General features: G+C 66.0%; 13 protein-coding genes. 4 read left to right on the plus strand and 9 right to left on the minus strand.

Annotated features, from left to right (window positions below; genetic code table 11):
• Window positions 1-31 precede the first annotated feature (31 nt).
• Both F9288_RS17235 and F9288_RS17240 read left to right on the plus strand, forming a co-directional pair.
• Window positions 32-1,516 (plus strand): APC family permease, encoded by a 1,485-nt coding sequence (locus F9288_RS17235; RefSeq protein ID WP_174837919.1) that lies wholly within the window; start codon window positions 32-34, stop codon window positions 1,514-1,516.
• An 82-nt stretch (window positions 1,517-1,598) separates the two neighbouring features.
• Window positions 1,599-3,128 (plus strand): aldehyde dehydrogenase, encoded by a 1,530-nt coding sequence (locus tag F9288_RS17240; RefSeq protein ID WP_174837920.1) that lies wholly within the window; start codon window positions 1,599-1,601, stop codon window positions 3,126-3,128.
• A 42-nt stretch (window positions 3,129-3,170) separates the two neighbouring features.
• Here F9288_RS17240 and F9288_RS17245 read toward each other — a convergent pair whose 3' ends face one another.
• The 3 genes from F9288_RS17245 to F9288_RS17255 form a co-directional block, all read right to left on the minus strand.
• A complete protein-coding gene (locus tag F9288_RS17245; protein ID WP_174837921.1) occupies window positions 3,171-4,463 on the minus strand; it encodes an FAD-binding oxidoreductase in 1,293 nt (430 codons plus the stop codon).
• Between the two features lie 55 nt (window positions 4,464-4,518).
• Entirely contained in the window at window positions 4,519-4,944 is a 426-nt protein-coding gene (locus F9288_RS17250; RefSeq protein WP_174837922.1) for a Rid family hydrolase, read from the minus strand.
• 70 nt (window positions 4,945-5,014) lie between these two features.
• Window positions 5,015-6,154 carry a tyramine oxidase subunit B gene (locus F9288_RS17255; protein ID WP_174837923.1) on the minus strand — a complete coding sequence of 380 codons (1,140 nt, stop codon included), beginning with the start codon at window positions 6,152-6,154 and terminating at the stop codon, window positions 5,015-5,017.
• A gap of 21 nt (window positions 6,155-6,175) precedes the next feature.
• Here F9288_RS17255 and F9288_RS17260 point away from each other — a divergent pair, with 21 nt between their 5' ends.
• Window positions 6,176-7,468, plus strand: coding sequence for an AraC family transcriptional regulator (locus F9288_RS17260; protein WP_254620926.1), 1,293 nt, complete (start codon window positions 6,176-6,178; stop codon window positions 7,466-7,468).
• A gap of 57 nt (window positions 7,469-7,525) precedes the next feature.
• Here the strand turns inward: F9288_RS17260 and F9288_RS17265 are convergent, their stop codons facing one another.
• The 5 genes from F9288_RS17265 to F9288_RS17285 form a co-directional block, all read right to left on the minus strand.
• The gene (locus tag F9288_RS17265) at window positions 7,526-8,725 is read right to left on the minus strand and encodes a HupE/UreJ family protein (protein WP_174837924.1); all 1,200 of its coding nucleotides are present in this window, start codon (window positions 8,723-8,725) and stop codon (window positions 7,526-7,528) included.
• A complete protein-coding gene (locus F9288_RS17270; protein ID WP_254620927.1) occupies window positions 8,722-9,606 on the minus strand; it encodes a peptidylprolyl isomerase in 885 nt (294 codons plus the stop codon). Before F9288_RS17270 ends, F9288_RS17265 begins: the two co-directional genes overlap by 4 nt.
• 17 nt (window positions 9,607-9,623) lie before the next feature.
• Complete coding sequence (locus tag F9288_RS17275) at window positions 9,624-10,382, minus strand: c-type cytochrome (protein ID WP_174837926.1); 759 nt, start codon at window positions 10,380-10,382, stop codon at window positions 9,624-9,626.
• Between the two features lie 166 nt (window positions 10,383-10,548).
• Window positions 10,549-11,052, minus strand: a complete 504-nt coding sequence (locus F9288_RS17280; protein ID WP_217482550.1) for a DUF6644 family protein — start codon at window positions 11,050-11,052, stop codon at window positions 10,549-10,551.
• A gap of 48 nt (window positions 11,053-11,100) precedes the next feature.
• Entirely contained in the window at window positions 11,101-11,586 is a 486-nt protein-coding gene (locus tag F9288_RS17285; protein WP_174837928.1) for a DUF6644 family protein, read from the minus strand.
• 395 nt (window positions 11,587-11,981) lie between these two features.
• Here F9288_RS17285 and F9288_RS17290 point away from each other — a divergent pair, with 395 nt between their 5' ends.
• Window positions 11,982-14,204, plus strand: a complete 2,223-nt coding sequence (locus F9288_RS17290; RefSeq protein ID WP_254620928.1) for a TonB-dependent receptor — start codon at window positions 11,982-11,984, stop codon at window positions 14,202-14,204.
• 34 nt (window positions 14,205-14,238) lie between these two features.
• Here the strand turns inward: F9288_RS17290 and F9288_RS17295 are convergent, their stop codons facing one another.
• Complete coding sequence (locus F9288_RS17295; RefSeq protein WP_174837929.1) at window positions 14,239-15,951, minus strand: cytochrome c biogenesis protein DipZ; 1,713 nt, start codon at window positions 15,949-15,951, stop codon at window positions 14,239-14,241.
• Between the last annotated feature and the right edge of the window lies 1 nt (window position 15,952).

Raw genomic sequence — 15,952 nt, forward strand, 5'->3', positions numbered from 1 at the left:
CCAAAGACGCGCAAAGGCCGCTTGCAACATTATGACCATCGCTGAATCGCGCGATTCCCGGTCCGGCCTCTTTCCGGGCATGCTGGGAACCGGAGACATCATCTTCATGATCCTGGCCTGCGCCGCGCCGATGGGCGTGCTCGCGGGGCTCATCCCCCTGGCGCTGGCCTTTGGCAACGGCGCGGGAACGCCGGGAACGCTTCTCGGCGTGTGCGTCGTCATGCTGCTGTTCGCGGTCGGCTACGTCCGCATGATACCGCATGTCCGCAACGCCGGGGCCTTCTACGCCTATATCGCCGCGAGCCTGAACAAGGAGGCGGGCATCGCCGCCGCCTATGTCGCGGTCGTCGCCTATATCTGCGCGGCGACTTCGACGCTGGGCGCGCTCTCCTTCTTCGCCGCCGACTTTACGCAGCACATGGCGGGGATCGGCGTTCGCTGGGAAATCTGGGCAGCGGTCGCGATCGCGCTCGTCGCCTATCTCGGCTATCGCAAGATCACGATGGCGGCGAAGCTGCTGACCGTCGCGCTCCTGCTCGAGGTGGGCGTCATCCTCGTCCTCGATATCCTCATCATCGCGGGCAAGGGCTGGAGCGGCCTCGACTTCCGCAGCTTCTCCCCCTCCACGATCCTGGCGCCGGGGCTTGGCATATCCGTGATCTACGCGATCAACGGCTGCGTCGGTTTCGAGGCGACCGCCATCTATCAGGAGGAAGCCAGGGACCGCGAGGTGACCATCCCGCGCGCGACCTTCGGTGCGATCCTGATCCTCGGCAGCTTCTACGTCTTCTCATCGTGGTGCCTCGTCCTCAGCATCACGCCGCATGATGTGAAAGCGGTCGCCGCGGCCGACCCCGGCCGCCTCGTCACGGGCGTCGCGGAGCGGTATCTCGGCGCCGTCGGGCGCGACGTGCTCAATCTCCTGACGATCACCAGCCTGTTCGCGGCGGCGCTTGGCTTCTTCAACAATATCACCCGCTACATCTACGCGCTCGCGCGGGACGGGCTGATCCCCGCCAGCCTCGGGAAGGTCCATCCCGTGCATGGCTCGCCCTATGTGGCGTGCCACGCGCTCACCATCGTTTTCGCGGTGATCGTCGGCCTGTTCGCGCTCGCCGGGCTGGACCCGCTCCTCAACCTCGCGACGAGCCTGTCGTCGATGGGCGCCGTCGGCCTGATGATCCTGCTGACGACCACCTCGTTCGCCGTGCCGATCTTCTTCGGCCGGCGCGGCGAGGTCTCGTTGGGGAAGAGCGCCGCGCCGCTGCTGGGCGGGCTGCTCCTCGCCGTCTCGACCTATCTGTCGCTCGAGAATTACAGCACCCTGACCGGCGTGAAGATCGCGCTCGTCAACAATCTTCCCTTCTTGTTCCTGTTCCTGGCGATCTTCGGATATTCTCACGGCATCTTCCTGCGGACCTTCCGGCCGGACATCTATCACCAGATCGGCTCCACGCGGGTCGACGAGGGCCAGGACGCCGCCGCCGGCTTCGCAGCCGAACCCGCGAGCGCGTGAACCGGATGCGCGGCCTCGCGACATGCCTGTCCGGCGCTGGCGGCGGCAGCGCGCCCGCACGTTTGAATCACCGGAGACTATCATGACGATTTCTGCACAAGATGCCGGCGCCATCCATGAGGCCCCGGTCATCCGCCTTCCGACCGGGCGGCTCCTGATCGACGGGCAACTCGTCGAACCGCTGCGGGCGGATCGGACCATCGATGTCATCAACCCCGCCAACGGCCGCGTCATCACGCAAATCCCCGCGTGCGGGCCGGAGGAGGTGGATCGCGCGGTCCAGGCGGCGCAGCGCTGTTTCGAGAGCCGCGAATGGCGCTCGATGCGGCCGATCGATCGCGGCCGGCTGCTCGAGCGCCTCGCCCTGCTGGTGGAGGAGCACGCCGACGAGCTGGCCGAGTTGGAGGCGCTCGACAGCGGCAAGCTGATCGGCGTAACCCGCGCCATCGATCTCGCCTTCACGATCGACGGCCTGCGCTATTTCGCCGGCTGGAGCTCCAAGATCGTCGGCGATTACGTCACGCTGTCGCCGCTGGTCGAGGAGGCGGCAATCTATCGCGCCTATACCGAAAGGCGGCCGGTCGGCGTCGTCGCCGGTATCACGCCGTGGAATTTTCCCATCGGCCAGGCGATCCAGAAGATCGCCCCGGCGATCGCCTTCGGCTGCACCGTGGTCCTCAAGCCATCGGAGGAGACGTCGCTGACGACACTCCGGCTGGGCGAGCTTATCCTGGAAGCGGGTTTCCCGGCCGGCGCCGTCAATATCGTCACCGGGCTGGGCCAGGATGTCGGCGCCGCGCTCGTCGAACACCCTCTGGTCCGCAAGATCGCCTTCACCGGCTCGACCGCGACGGGCCAGCGCATCCTGGCGGCGGCCGCGTCGAGCATGAAGCGGGTGACCCTGGAGCTTGGCGGCAAATCCCCGACCATCATCCTCGCCGATGCCGATCTCGAGCGGGCCATCCCCGGCGCCGCTGCCGCGATCTTCTCCAATTCGGGGCAGATCTGCACGGCCGGATCGCGGCTCTATGTCGAGGCGGCATTGTTCGACAAGGTTGTCGAGGGTGTGTCCGATATCGCGGCCCGCCTGAAGATCGGGTCGAATTTCGATCCCTCCACCCAGATCGGCCCGCTCGTATCCCGGCGTCAGCGCGATCGCGTCCAGGGTCTGGTCGATACCGGCATCAGGGAGGGCGCGGTCGCCCTCGCCGGCGGCGAGGCGGTGGAGGGTGACGGCTGGTTCTACAAGCCGACGGTGCTGGGCAGCGTCTCACGCCAGATGACCGTCATGCGCGAGGAGATCTTCGGCCCCGTGGTCTGCGCCGCGCGCATCGATGACGGCGACGACATCGCGAAGCTCGCCAACGACACGCCTTTTGGGCTGGGGGCCAGCATCTGGACCCGCAATCTGGATCGCGCCCATCTTCTGGCGGAGCGGATCGACGCGGGCACGGTCTGGCTCAACACCCATAATGTGCTCGACCTCGCGATGCCCTTTGGCGGCAGCCGGCTTTCGGGGTTGGGCCGCGAATTCGGGACCGAGTCGATGCATGCCTTCACCGAGCCGAAGGCTGTCTGCATGCGCCTCGACCCGCGCGCGGCGGCGCGCTGATCGCGGATTACCGGACCGGACGCGGCGATTGCCGCTTCCGGTTCAGAAACGGTCCAGTCGATAGGGCGAAGGCTCGATCAGCGGCTTGGTCCCGCTCAGGATGTCGGCCGCGAGTTGTCCGGCGGCGGGCGATGTTCCAAAGCCATGCCCCGAAAAACCCGAGGCAAGCGTCAGGCCGGGCACCGCTTCGACCGGCGAGATGACGGGCAGCGAATCGGGCGTCACGTCGATCATGCCCGCCCAGGTCTGCTCGATGGTCGCGGCCTTGAAGATCGGCCACGCCTCCGAAAGGTTGTCGATCGCCTCGGCGATCAGGCCGTCGTTGACCGGCGGGTCGATCGTGCGGATTTTCTCGAACGGCGATCTCGACGTCGCGGACCACCGGCGTCCGAGGGATATATCGGAAAGGAAATCGCGACCGAAGGACAGTCGCAGATTCCTCCACTGCGCGCGCAAGGTCGGCAGATAATGCAGCCCGAGGAGAAGGTGATCGAGCGTCAGGGGGGCGAAAAGCGCGCCGCGCTGGGTGATCGTATATCCGCCATCATAGCGCTTTCGAAACGAGAAATCCGATGCCCCGACCGCGATGTCGGTCGGCCCCCGCATCGGCGCGGTGCGCAGCACCGAGGCGACGAGCGGCAAGGTGAGCAGCGAAACGCCGAGATTGCCGAGGAACCTTCGGGACCATAGCCCCGCCGCGAGCAGAACCTGCTCGCACCGTATCTCGCCGCGCTCCGTGACGACCCCGGCGACGCGGCCGGCCGCCATCGACAATGTCCGCACGGCGCAATTCTCGATGATGATCGCGCCCTTCGCCATCGCCGCCCTGGCGATCGCGCCCGCCGCGAGCGTCGGCTCCGCCCTCCCGTCCGAGGGAGTGTGGATGGCCCCTACCCAAGGCGTCGTGCTTCCGGGCGCGAGATCATCGATTTCACGGACGCCAAGAAGCCTCGAATCGAGCGACAGATCGCGCACCGAGGCGAGCCATTGTTCATGGGCTTCCATCTCCGCGTCGGTCCGCGCGACATACATGATGCCGGCCGACCGGTAGCCGACGTCCGCGCCGACCCGTTCCGGCATCGTCGCCCACAGTCGATCGGCGGCCAACGCCAGCGGCACGTCCGGCGCGCTGCGCCCCATCTTGCGGACCCAGCCGAGATTGCGCGAGGATTGCTCTCCCGCGAGCCGGCCCTTCTCCAGCACCGTGACCGGGATGCCGCGTTCAGCAAGAGTCAACGCCGCCATAAGCCCCACGATGCCGCCGCCGATCACCACCACCGTGCTGGCGGCGGGGAGCGTGGTCGAGGTTTGTACCTGGGTTATCGTGGGAGCCATGACCTGATCTTCGACGGAGGAATTTGACGGCGATGCCAAAGCGCCGGCGCGCGGTTCATGCGAGCGAGATGTCGAGCCTGGTGATGTCCGCGCTCGACGCGCCGCGCCAGGCGGTGACCTCGATCTCGACCCGGTACTCGGCCGAGCCGAGCGGCGGGCACGTCATGGTCAGCGTGGGGTCGATCCCGCGCATCCTCTCGCCGTAAGCGGTCATCACCGTATCGACGTCCTCGGGGCGCTGCACGAAAACGCGCGCCGCGACCACATCGGCGAGCGATGCCTCGACCGACGCCAGCGCCGCCTCGATGTTGCGCAGCACCTGCCGCGTCTGCTCCGTCAGGTCGGCGGGGATTTGCCGGGTCTTCGGATCGCGGCCGGCCGTATTGGAAACGAATATCAGGTCGTTGACGGCGACCAGGCGGGAATAGCTGCCGTGCTCCTCGAATTTGTTTCCGGTCTTCACCTTGACGATCTTGGTCATGAATTGAGGGTCTTTCGACGAAAGGTTGGCGGATGGCGGATCATGTCCGCCGGACGGGCCTGACGGCGGCTCAGCGCAGGGCCGGCTCCTCCCACAGGTTGAGCTTGACGCCGATGCCGCGCGCCACGGCATTGCGGTACACGATCGTTCCCCACGCGACGTCCTCGACAGCCATCCCGCCGACCGAGAGGATGATGATCTCGTCGTCGTTTCGTCGTCCGCTCGCCTGTTTCGCGACGATCTTGCCAAGGTCTTCGAGATCGTCGCGCGCGATCCTGCCCTCGTCGACCAGATCGAGGAAACGAACGCCGACGGCGGGGACGAAGCGGTGCGCGGGTTTGGGCAGTTCCTCGTGATAGGCGTCGTAGAGCGACGGATTATCGAGGACCTTGCGGATATCCGGGGCCTCCATGTCGCGATCGATGTCGCAGGGCGCGGGCATCGACAGGAACGTGCCGGGGCGGATCCAATCACGTTTCACGACCGGATAGAGCGATGGATCGCCGGTCGCGACGGAAGCGCAAAAGGTGACGATATCGGAATCGCGGACGACCGCCTCGTCGCTGTCCACCACCTCGACACGGCTGATCTGCGGATAGGTCTCGGCGAGCCAGGCGAGGAAAGCCTCGACGTTCCGGCGCCCCCTGCCCTTCAGCTTGACCGTATCGATATGGGGACACGTCGCGACGAAGGCCGCGAGCGAGGTTCGGGCCATCACGCCCGGCCCGACGATGCCGACCACGCGCGAATCCTTGCGGGCGAGATGCCGGGCGCCGACCCCTGGGACGGCGCCGGTGCGATAGGCCGAGAGCAGATTCGCCGACATGAACGCGAGCGGCGCGCCGGTGTCCGCGTCGTTGAGCACGAAGGTCAGGATCGAGCGCGGCAGGCCCTTGTCGCGATTCTCGATGTTCGAGCCGTACCATTTCATCCCGGCGGTGCGGAAACGGCCGCCCAGATAGGCCGGCATCGCCATGAACCGGCGGTCCGTGGTCGATCTCGGCATATCCGGGAAGGGCGACGAGTCGGGGAACATGACGATCGCGCCATGCGAATTGTTGTTCGCGCCGGCCATCCGGTAATCGCCGTGATAGAGCAGCGCGAACATCTCCTCCATGGCGTCGACGCAGGCCGCCATGTCGGTGACGCCCGCCCGGATCATGTCGGGCTCGGAGAGGTACAGAAAATCGATCCTGGTGGATGCTGTCATGTCAGTCGCGATACCCGCTAGATGATGGCGATCGAGCGCGGCGCGGGATGCGATGCCGCCGGTCCGACCGCCTCCGCCAACCGGCTTTGCCGGGGAAGCCATCCACCGAGCATCACGAAATCCCCACGCCCCGGAACGGGTCTTGCCCGTCACGATCGAACCATTGCACTTTGGCTTGGAAGGTGGTTGGGCGTAGATTGCAGAGTGGGATATTGGCTTTGCAAAGTCGGCCAATGCGAGGACCACGATGGCCGGAGGCTTGGATTCATCATGCAAGACGCCGTGAACGCGGGTGAGCAGGCGAGCATCCGTCTGCTGTTTCTGACGGCCCTGATCGACGCGCTGCCCGAAGCCGGCGCGCGGATCGATCCGCTGCTGCGCGAACACGGCTTCTCGCGCGCGCAACTGGCCAGCCCTTACGAGCGAGCGCCGCTGCACCGCTATGTCGCGCTGCTGGAGCATGCCGCCCTGAAGTTCGATCGGCCGTATCTGGGGCTCGACATGGGGATGGGTTTCGGCCTGGCCGAACTGGGTCCGTTCCATGCGCTGCTGACGGCGGCGGACACGTTGCGGACCGCGCTCGATTCGCTCGCCCGGTTCCAGACCCGCTGGCAAAGCCGGACGCTGCTGGATGCCGAGATCGGCCCCGAGACGACCATTTTCAGCTATCGCATCGAGGATCAGCGGATCTGGCCGCGCCGTCAGGATGCCGAATTCGCCATCATCGGCATGGTGACACTGATCAAGCAGCTTGCCCGCAACACCTGGTTTCCGGTCGAGGTTCGTTTCGAACATTCGATCGCCGGTCGCGAGGATCGCCTTGCCCGCTGTTTTCGCGCCCCGGTGGCCGGCAACCATGTGGCCAACCAGATCGTCGTCAGGAACGACGATCTCGATCGTCCGCTGGCCGGCGCGGCGCGATCGGAGGACCGGAAGCGCAAGGACATCCTCGAATGTCATCTGCTCGATCTTCTGCGGCCGGATCAGGAGCCGGCAAAAAGCCTTGCGGCGCAGGCGCTCGACCTCATCGCGCGCCGCCTCGGCCGCGCGCATGTCGATTGCGATTCCATCGCGGCGGAACTCAACCTGTCCGGCCGGTCGCTGCGCCGCCGGCTGCTCGAGGAAGGAACGTCCTTCCGCAATCTTTTGCAGGAGGCGCGTCAGGGCCGCGCGCGCGCCATGTTGCAGGCGTCCGACGTGCCCCTCTCGGTCGCGGCGGAACGGCTCGGCTATTCGGACAGCGCGACATTCTCCCGCGCGTTCAAGGACTGGACGGGAGTGTCGCCGGGCCGGTTCGCGCGCAAGACTGACTGAGACCGCCTGCCCGGCGCGATCCCGCGGCGATGGGATCGCAGAAAGCGGTTCGCGAAGCTAGAAGATGAAGCTCCGCTTGACGAACCAATAGGTGCCGATCGAGATCAGGAAGGCCGCGCAAAGGTCGACGGTAAGCCGGCGTGGAAGCGTCAAATGGAAGCGGCGCAAGGCCATCACCGTCAGCGTGAGCAGCGTCACCACGCTCAACTGCCCGATCTCGACACCGATGTTGAAGCCCGCCAGCAGCTTGGCCAGCTGCGCCGTGGGGATCGGTTCGCTGAGCAGATCGGCGGCGAATCCGAAACCGTGGATGAGGCCGAACACCAGCGTCACCACCAGACGCAGCCGCGCGGCGTCGCGCACGTGACCGGACACCATCAGGTAGTTTGACGCGAAGAGGCCGGCGCCGAGCAGCAGGAGCGGCGGCAACAGGCCGAATCCCGCGACCCGGAACGCCGCCATCGCCAGCAATGGCGCGGCGGTGCTCAGGGCCAGAAGGCCGGGCCGATGCGTCACCACGGATATGTTCTCGATGCCTATAAGCGCGATGGTGAGCGCGACGAGCGCGTCGATGAATTCCGCATGCGGACGAATGACGCCCGTCACCGCGAGCGCGAGCGTCAGGCTGTGGCCGAGCGTGAAGCCGGTGATGACGAAAGCGAGATCCTTGAACCGCTTCGAGATCAGCACGAGCCCCAGCAGGAACGACATATGGTCGACGCCCGTGAAGATGTGCATGATGCCCATTTCCACGAAGGTGAGGAATCCCGCGCCGGCAACCTTGCCCCGGGATTCGTCCATATCGATCGTGTGATCGTCCGAGTTCAGCACATATTCCGCGAAGTCCCCGCTGGCGGATTGGACCTCGGCAAGATTCACATGGGTGGGCACGACATCGTAGAAGGCGTTCGAACTCAGGACGATCCCGTTCGACGTCGGGCAATTGTAGAGGAACTCGACACGTCGATAGCCGGTTGCGGCGGCGACCGGCTTCGGCTTGTTCGCCAGCGGGCACTGCTTGCCCGCCGCGCTCGCCCCGACGCGCGGCAGCAGATAGGCGACGAGCGCCGGGTCGTTCGGCGGCCGGTGATCCGGCGTCAGCCGCCGCGCCTCGACATCGGATACGGAGAATGTGAGATGGACCGAGCTTCCGTCGACCAGCCAGTTGGAGTGGGACTCGCTGCGCGTATGGGCCAGGCCGGCGCTCGGCAGGCCGGCCAGGAACGCGATCAGCAGCAGTTGGAGCAACCGCCTCATTGGAGCGCCGACGCGATGCGGATGTCGGCCCGCTTGCGCAGGAAGCGCTCGTTGCCGGCCTGGAGCCGCTTCACCTTGTCGTCGAGGAAGTCGTGCAACACCAGATCCTTGGAATGATCGAACGATGCCGGCACCGGCGGCTGATTGTGCACCATGACGAGGATGTGGGTGCCGTCGGGCATCGCCACCGGGTCCGAGACCTGATGATCGCGCATCGACCTGGCGATCGCGAACAGGCGATCGCCCAGATGGACGCGCGCGGCGAAATAGAATTCCTCGCCGTCGTCCGTGCGGCCGCTCGACTTGAGCTTCAGCGAAGCGGGGCTGGCCCCTCCCCGCAGCTTCGCCACCAGCGCGGCCGGGTCGCCTCCGCCGGCGGGCACGATGAACTCCTGGACGGTCATCAGGCCCTGATTGGCGTAATTCGCCAGATGGGCGTCATACCAGGCGCGCAGTTCCTGATCGGTCGGCCGGGAGGTCATCGCATCCTGTGCCACCTGCCCTTCGGTGGAGGTGACCAGCGCCGCGCGGACATCGATGTCGTCGTTGGGCGCTCCCAGCTCCACGCCGCGCTGGACGTACAGCTCCTCCCGGATCATCTGGTCGAGGACCTTGGCTTTCTGCGCGCGCGTCGCGGAGCCTAGCCCGGCGTTGAAGCTGGACTGCAACTGCGCGTTGAAATCGGCCATCAGGATCGGAACACCGTTGACCAGCGCGGCATCTTCCGGCGGCACGCGGGCGGTGCGCGTGCCCTGCGCGGTAAACAATCCGATGCCTGCGATAATCAGCCCGATGAGCGCGCCGGCGCCGCACAATATCAACGATCGCCGGTTGGCGCGTCGTTCTTGCTCCGTCGATACGGGCGGGACGTCATTGGACACGGCTTGCCTCTTCGCAGTCATTGCACGGATGGCGATCGCCGGGCGAGATCGGCGACATAGACGGCTACGTCGCGCAACTCGGCCGGGCTGAGCTTGCGCTCGAATGCCGGGCTGATACCGGCCCGCCCGCGCGAAATGGATCGATAGATGTCATCATGGCTGCCGCCGTACAGCCATGTCGAATCGCTCAGGGTCGGCGAGCCCGTGGAGGAATCGCCCGAGGCATCGAACTGGTGGCAGTCCCAGCATCCGGCGGTCGAACGGAACAGCTTGTCCCCGCGATCGGCGGCCGCCTGATCCGTCTGGCGGCCGGTGAACGACAATAGACGCTGCGTCAGGTCCTCGATCTGCCGCGGCGACTGTGGCGGCAACGGCTCCAGCTTGTACGGGTGCGCGGAGGCATAGGCCGGCATGGATGCGAGGTTTCGCCCACGCCTGTTGCTGGAGCGGATGCCGAACCGCGCGATATCCTCGATCTCCGCGACCTTCCCCGAGCCGTAAAGGAAATCGTCGTCGGTCAGGTCCGGAACGCCAAGGGACTGGTCCGGCTTGCCATCGGGTCCATGGCAGGAGGCGCAGTTGGCGCGATACACCGCCGCTCCACGATCGAGCGCGAATGCCTTCAGGCGTGGATCGCGCATGATCGCCTCGGGATCGCTCCGGACGATTTCCGCCTGGATGCCACTGCGATGCGCTTCCACGGCAACCGTCAGCAGGAGGATGGCGGCCGCCGCCAGCGCCAACAGGGCATAAGGGTGGCGAAGCCGGTTCAGCATGGCGGATGCTTTCCGTCCGACCGTTCATGCGTCCCGTCTCGCGCGGACCGGGGGACGCGGCAGGGCCGGGCGACGATCAGGCCGGGCACCAGGCCGGTCCCGGCATGTCGCCGATGAGGAATGTGAAACGGTCGCACTGCTGCACCACCGGCCTGTCGTGAGTTGCTCAGGAGAAGGCGGAGATCGTGAACCCGATCCAGCGGCCGAAGCAGATCACGAGGATCCAGAAGCCGAGCGAGGCAAAACCGGCGATCTTCGCCGACATCGGCGGAGCCAGGGCGTCATCCCAATCGACGATCCTGCGATACGCCGTGAGATGGAACACCGCCATATTGATCCCGGCGGCCAGCATCGCCAGCATTTTATATTGGAACTGCGTGTTGTGGGAATATTGGACCGCGTTGGACGTGAACAGGAGGCTTCCGGTCACCACCGCGAGCGCGAATGCTCCCCATGTGAACGGCAGCAGGTCGATGATGAGCTGTCGCGCGCCGCGCCGGTGCGCCGGAAGTCCGACCAGGCGCAGGTCGACGATGCTGATCGTTCCGAACACCGTGGTTATGGCGAGGACGTGAAGCGATTCGATCCAGGGGAAGGTCGCATTGTTCTCGCGAATGGCCTGAGCGAGCGGCGAATCGTACAGCAGTTGGAAAACACTATCCAGGGTCACGGGCATCCCCCCTTATGAAGGCTAAGACGTTGGTTCGACGGGAGCGGATCAGGTGTAGGCGATCCAGCGGCCGCAGAAGATGATCGCCACCCAGATTATCAGCGACACCCATGCCAGCGGCTTGACGGCGGCGGACCAGGCGGCGTGCTCCACCCGGAACTCCGGATTGAGGATCGGCCGGCGGAACAGCATGGTCAGGACGAAGGCGGTCAGGACCAGCGTCATCTTGGTCCAGAAGACGGTGTTCGCCAGGGTACGGGCCGGCTCCGCGAGAACGAGGGTGGCGCCGGACGAGAGGAGGACGATAAGGGCGCCCCACATCCAGGGAAGATATCGGCGGACCACCGTGGCCGGCGTCTCGTCGGTCGCAAGAACACCGGCGAGACGAAGATCGGTCACCAGCGCCGAGCCGATGAGAACCCCGATCGCGAGAATGTGGATGCACTGGACCGACGGGATGATCCAGTCGACTTCCCGCAGCGCCGTGCTGACCTGGGTGTCATAGAGCCATTCTCCTACGCCTTGATGGGACATCCTGTTGCTACTCCTGTTGGCTGGCGCGATCGAAATCCACGGCACCGTCGCCGGGGCGACGCTGAAAATGGAAATGGCGCGATCGCCTTGACGTGCGCCTTGCCGTCGGCGCGGTCGTCATCGAGCCATTGAGTAGTCGGGGGACCGCTCCATGAACATTTTGAAACGGTTTGATACGGCAACAAACCCCGTAATGATTGCACGCATCCGGCCTGTCCGATCCGTTGCGCGGGACGGGAGATGGGCGGTCTTGCCGACCGCTCGCCCGTGAGCGTGACGGTCCGCCACGCCCCGGCGGCGGCGCTTCCAAACCGTTCCGAAACCGTAATCGCCTTTCGTTTCGCGACGCTTCGAGATCATCGAGCGCGCTTCCTTCCCGAAATCAGGCGTACCCCATGTGTCACAAGCGACTGCCGTTCGCGATCCTCGCGTCGACCGCCCTGATCGCCCTGCCCGGCCAGGCCCTCGGCCAGGCATCGGCCGACGTGGCGCAGCCTCCCTCGTCTCGACGCGCGCATGTCGATGATACGGCGAAGGAAGGGATGAGCACGAGCCCGGCACGCGAGGGCCAGCGGGACGTCATCGTCACCGCCTCCCGGCTGGACCTTCTCGGTCAGGCGACGACCGCGAGCCAGGGCGTCATCACCCGCAGCGAGGTCGAGCTTCGCCCGATCTACCGGGTCGGCCAGTTGTTCGAGAGCATTCCGGGGCTGGTGGTGACCGTCCATTCGGGCGAGGGCAAGGCCAACCAGTATCTGATCCGTGGCTACAATCTCGACCACGGCACCGATTTCTCCAATTTCATCGACGACATGCCGGTCAACCGGCCGACCAACACGCACGGCCAGGGTTATTCCGACCTGAACTTCCTGATGCCGCAGGTGGTGGCGCGGATCGACTATACCAAAGGCCCCTATTACGCGGCGGTCGGTGATTTCGGCGCGGTCGCCTCGTCGCATGTCTCGATCGCGAACGATATCCCCGATCAGGTGAGCGCCACGATCGGAACCGAAGGCTATCAGGAGGTCTTCGCGGGCGGCACCTACCGGCTGGGCGAATCCCGGCGCGTGATGGCGGCGGCCGACCTCAGCCATTATGACGGCCCCTGGCATCCGAAGCAGGATTTCCGGAAGATCAACATGATCCTGCGGTACAGCGAGGGATCGGCGTCGGACGGCGCATCGCTGACGGCGATGTATTATCAGAGCAGCGGCGGCCTCATCACCGATCAGCCCGAACGCGCGATCGAGCAGGGGCTGATCGGCCGCTTCGGCACGCTCGATCCGACCGACCACAGCCAGTCCCTGCGCTACAGCCTCTCGGGCCATATCGCGAAGCCGCTCGGCGCGGGGCAATGGTCGGCAAGCCTGTACGGCATCCGCAGCACGATGACGCTGTGGAACAACTTCACGCATTACCTCGACGATCCGGTCAACGGCGATCAGGAAGGGCAGAGCGAAGCCCGCACGACGCTGGGCGGGGTCACCGAATATCGCCAGCCCAACGATATCGGGGCGATCCACATCGACACGGTGATCGGGCTGCAAGGCCGGTACGACACCGTCTTCGTGGGACGGCAGCATACGCTTCACCGCACGACGGTGCTCGATTATTGCTCGCTCGATCAGGCCGACGGCTCGGTCACCACCTATCCCGCGGTCGGCTCCTATTGCAACGCGGACCGGGTGCATCTGCTCGATCTCGCGCCATATGCCCAGACGACGATCCGGTGGACGCCTTGGCTGCGCACCGTCGCGGGATTCCGGGAGGAATTCTACCACGCCAGCGACGTGAGCCACGTCACCGGCACATCGGGTCGCGGTCACCAATGGCTGGCCCAGCCGAAAGCCAGCCTGATTCTGGGGCCGTGGTCCAGAACCGAGCTTTATTTCAGCGCGGGACGCGGTTTCCACTCGGACGATGTGCGCGGCGTCTTCGGCACCGTGCCCGAGGAGGGCATCCCCCTCGCCGGCGGCAAGACGCCGCTGCTCGCCGCCACCTCAGGCTATGAGATCGGCTTGCGGACCGACATCATCCCCAGGCTCATGTTGCAGCTCGCGGCTTTCCAGCAGGATTTCCAGTCGGAGCTTACCTACAATGCCGATACCGGGCAGGATGAGGCCGGCGCGCCGAGCCGCCGCAAGGGAATCGAGATTTCGGGCCAGTATCGCCCCCGGACGTGGCTCGAGCTGAACGCGGACCTCGCCTTCTCCCGTCCCCGCTACCGGACCAGCGATCTGGCCGCCTTCGGGTTGACCGAACCCTATATCGCCGACGCGCCGAATTTCATCTATTCCGCCGGTATTCTCGTTGACAAGCTCGGCCCCTGGTCGGGCGGCCTGCAATGGCGGCGGCTCGGAACGCATTCGCTCGTCGACGGAAGCAAATATCCCTTGGATAACGGCTATAGCGAATGGAACCTCGACGTGGGCTACCGGCTGCCCCACGGCTTCAAGTTCCAAATCTCGATCTACAATCTCTTCGATTCCCGCGATGCGGCCGCCGATTATTATTACACCACGCGCCTGCCCGGCGAGCCGGCGGAGGGCATCGCGGGCTTCCAGACGCATCCGCTCGAACCCCGCTCCGCGCGGTTTACGCTGACCAAATATCTGTGACGCCGCGGTTCGTGGCGGGGTCGTCGCGCGGCATCTAGCCGAAGGTGAAGCTGAACGCCTGCACCCCGGAGTCGAGGAACTCGATCGCGAAGGTGCGATCGGCGATCGGCCCTTTCTGCCGCACGAGCTGGTAGAGGCGCTGGGCTGTTACCGTGCCGTTTCCGGCCGCGTCGGTATCCGTGCCATGATCGGCGCCCGGCGCCTTGCCGTCGACGGTGACGCGAAAGCGGATCGGGCGGCCGTCGGCGCCCGGACCCAGCACCAGATGAAGGTCGCGCGCATGGAAGCGGTAAAGGATGCGGCCGCCGGCCCGGTTCAGTGTCGCGTGTTCCTGACCCACCGTCCAGTCGCCGGCCAGCCCCCATTGGTTGAGGCTCACCGGATCGGCGTCATAGCTCGCTGGCGCGTCGCGGACGGTTTCCGGGCGGGAGACCGACCGCTCCGCTCGCCCATAGCCGATATAGGTCTCGGGCGAGCGCACGTTCCGGCCGGAGGCGGCTTCGACGCCGGCGCCGCTCACCGCGACCATCCCGCCCGGCACGGGCAAGCCGCCATGCGCCTCGGCGAGCAGTCGCTGGATCACCCGCTCGGAGCCGGCATAGTCGCCTTCGCCGAAATGGTGGTGGCGGATACGGCCCTGGGCGTCGATGAAATAATGCGCCGGCCAGTAATGGTTGTTGAAAGCCCGCCAGATCGCATAATCGTTGTCGATCGCCACCGGATAGCGGATGCCGAGATCGGCGACGGCCTTGCGGACATTGGCGATGTCCTTCTCGAAGGCGAATTCGGGCGCGTGCACGCCGATCACGACCAGCCCGTCCTTGCCGTATTTGTCGGCCCAGGCCTTCACATAAGGCAAGGCGCGCAGGCAATTGATGCAGCTATAGGTCCAGAAATCGACCACCACGACCTTGCCCCTTAGCGCCTCGCGGGTAAGCGGCGGTGAATTGAGCCAGGCCACGGCGCCGTCGAGCGGGGGCATCGGCCCCTCGTCGGCCAGGCTTTCATTCTCCTGCCGGGCCGGGCCGGCCATGTGGAAGCGATCGAGCAGCGCCTGCTCGACCTTGTTGGTGCCCGCGACCGAGGCGCGTGACAGGAAGCCGGTATCGGCGCCGAGCGCGATCGCGGCGACCGCCAGCAGCACCAGCGCGCCGATCGCGCGCCGCACCCATTCGCCGACGCCCAGCGAGCGCTTCATCGCCTTGAACAGCCCGCCGCCGACCAGCAGCGCCAGCGCCAGCGAGGTGGCGGCCCCCAGGGCATAGGCGAGCAGCAGCAGGCTGGTGCCGACGCTCGCGCCCTGGAGCGCGGCGGCGGTCAGGACAAGGCCGAGGATCGGGCCGGCGCACGGCGCCCAGAGCAGGCCGGTCGCGATGCCGAGCAGCAGCGAGGGCCACAGCCCCGATCCTTGCGCATCCGCTTGCTGCGACAGCCGGGCGCCAAGGCCGACCAGCGGCCGCATCAGCCGATCGGCGAAGGCCGGAAACAGCAGCGTCAGCCCGAACAGCGCGAGCAGCGCCAGCGCCGCGACTCGGCCGTACTGGTTGGCCTCCACCGCCCAGCCGCCGCCGGCCGCCGCCAGCGTCGCGACGATCATGAACATCAGCGCCATGCCCACCAGCATGGGCAGCCCGTTGCTCAGGAACGGGCGATCCGCCCGCGCGAAGACGAAGGGCAGCACGGGCAGGATGCACGGGCTGACGATGGTCAGCGCGCCGCCCAGATAGGTCAGGAGGTAAAGAAGCACG

The sequence above is a fragment of the Sphingomonas sp. CL5.1 genome (assembly GCF_013344685.1).
Classification (GTDB): Bacteria; Pseudomonadota; Alphaproteobacteria; order Sphingomonadales; family Sphingomonadaceae; genus Sphingomonas.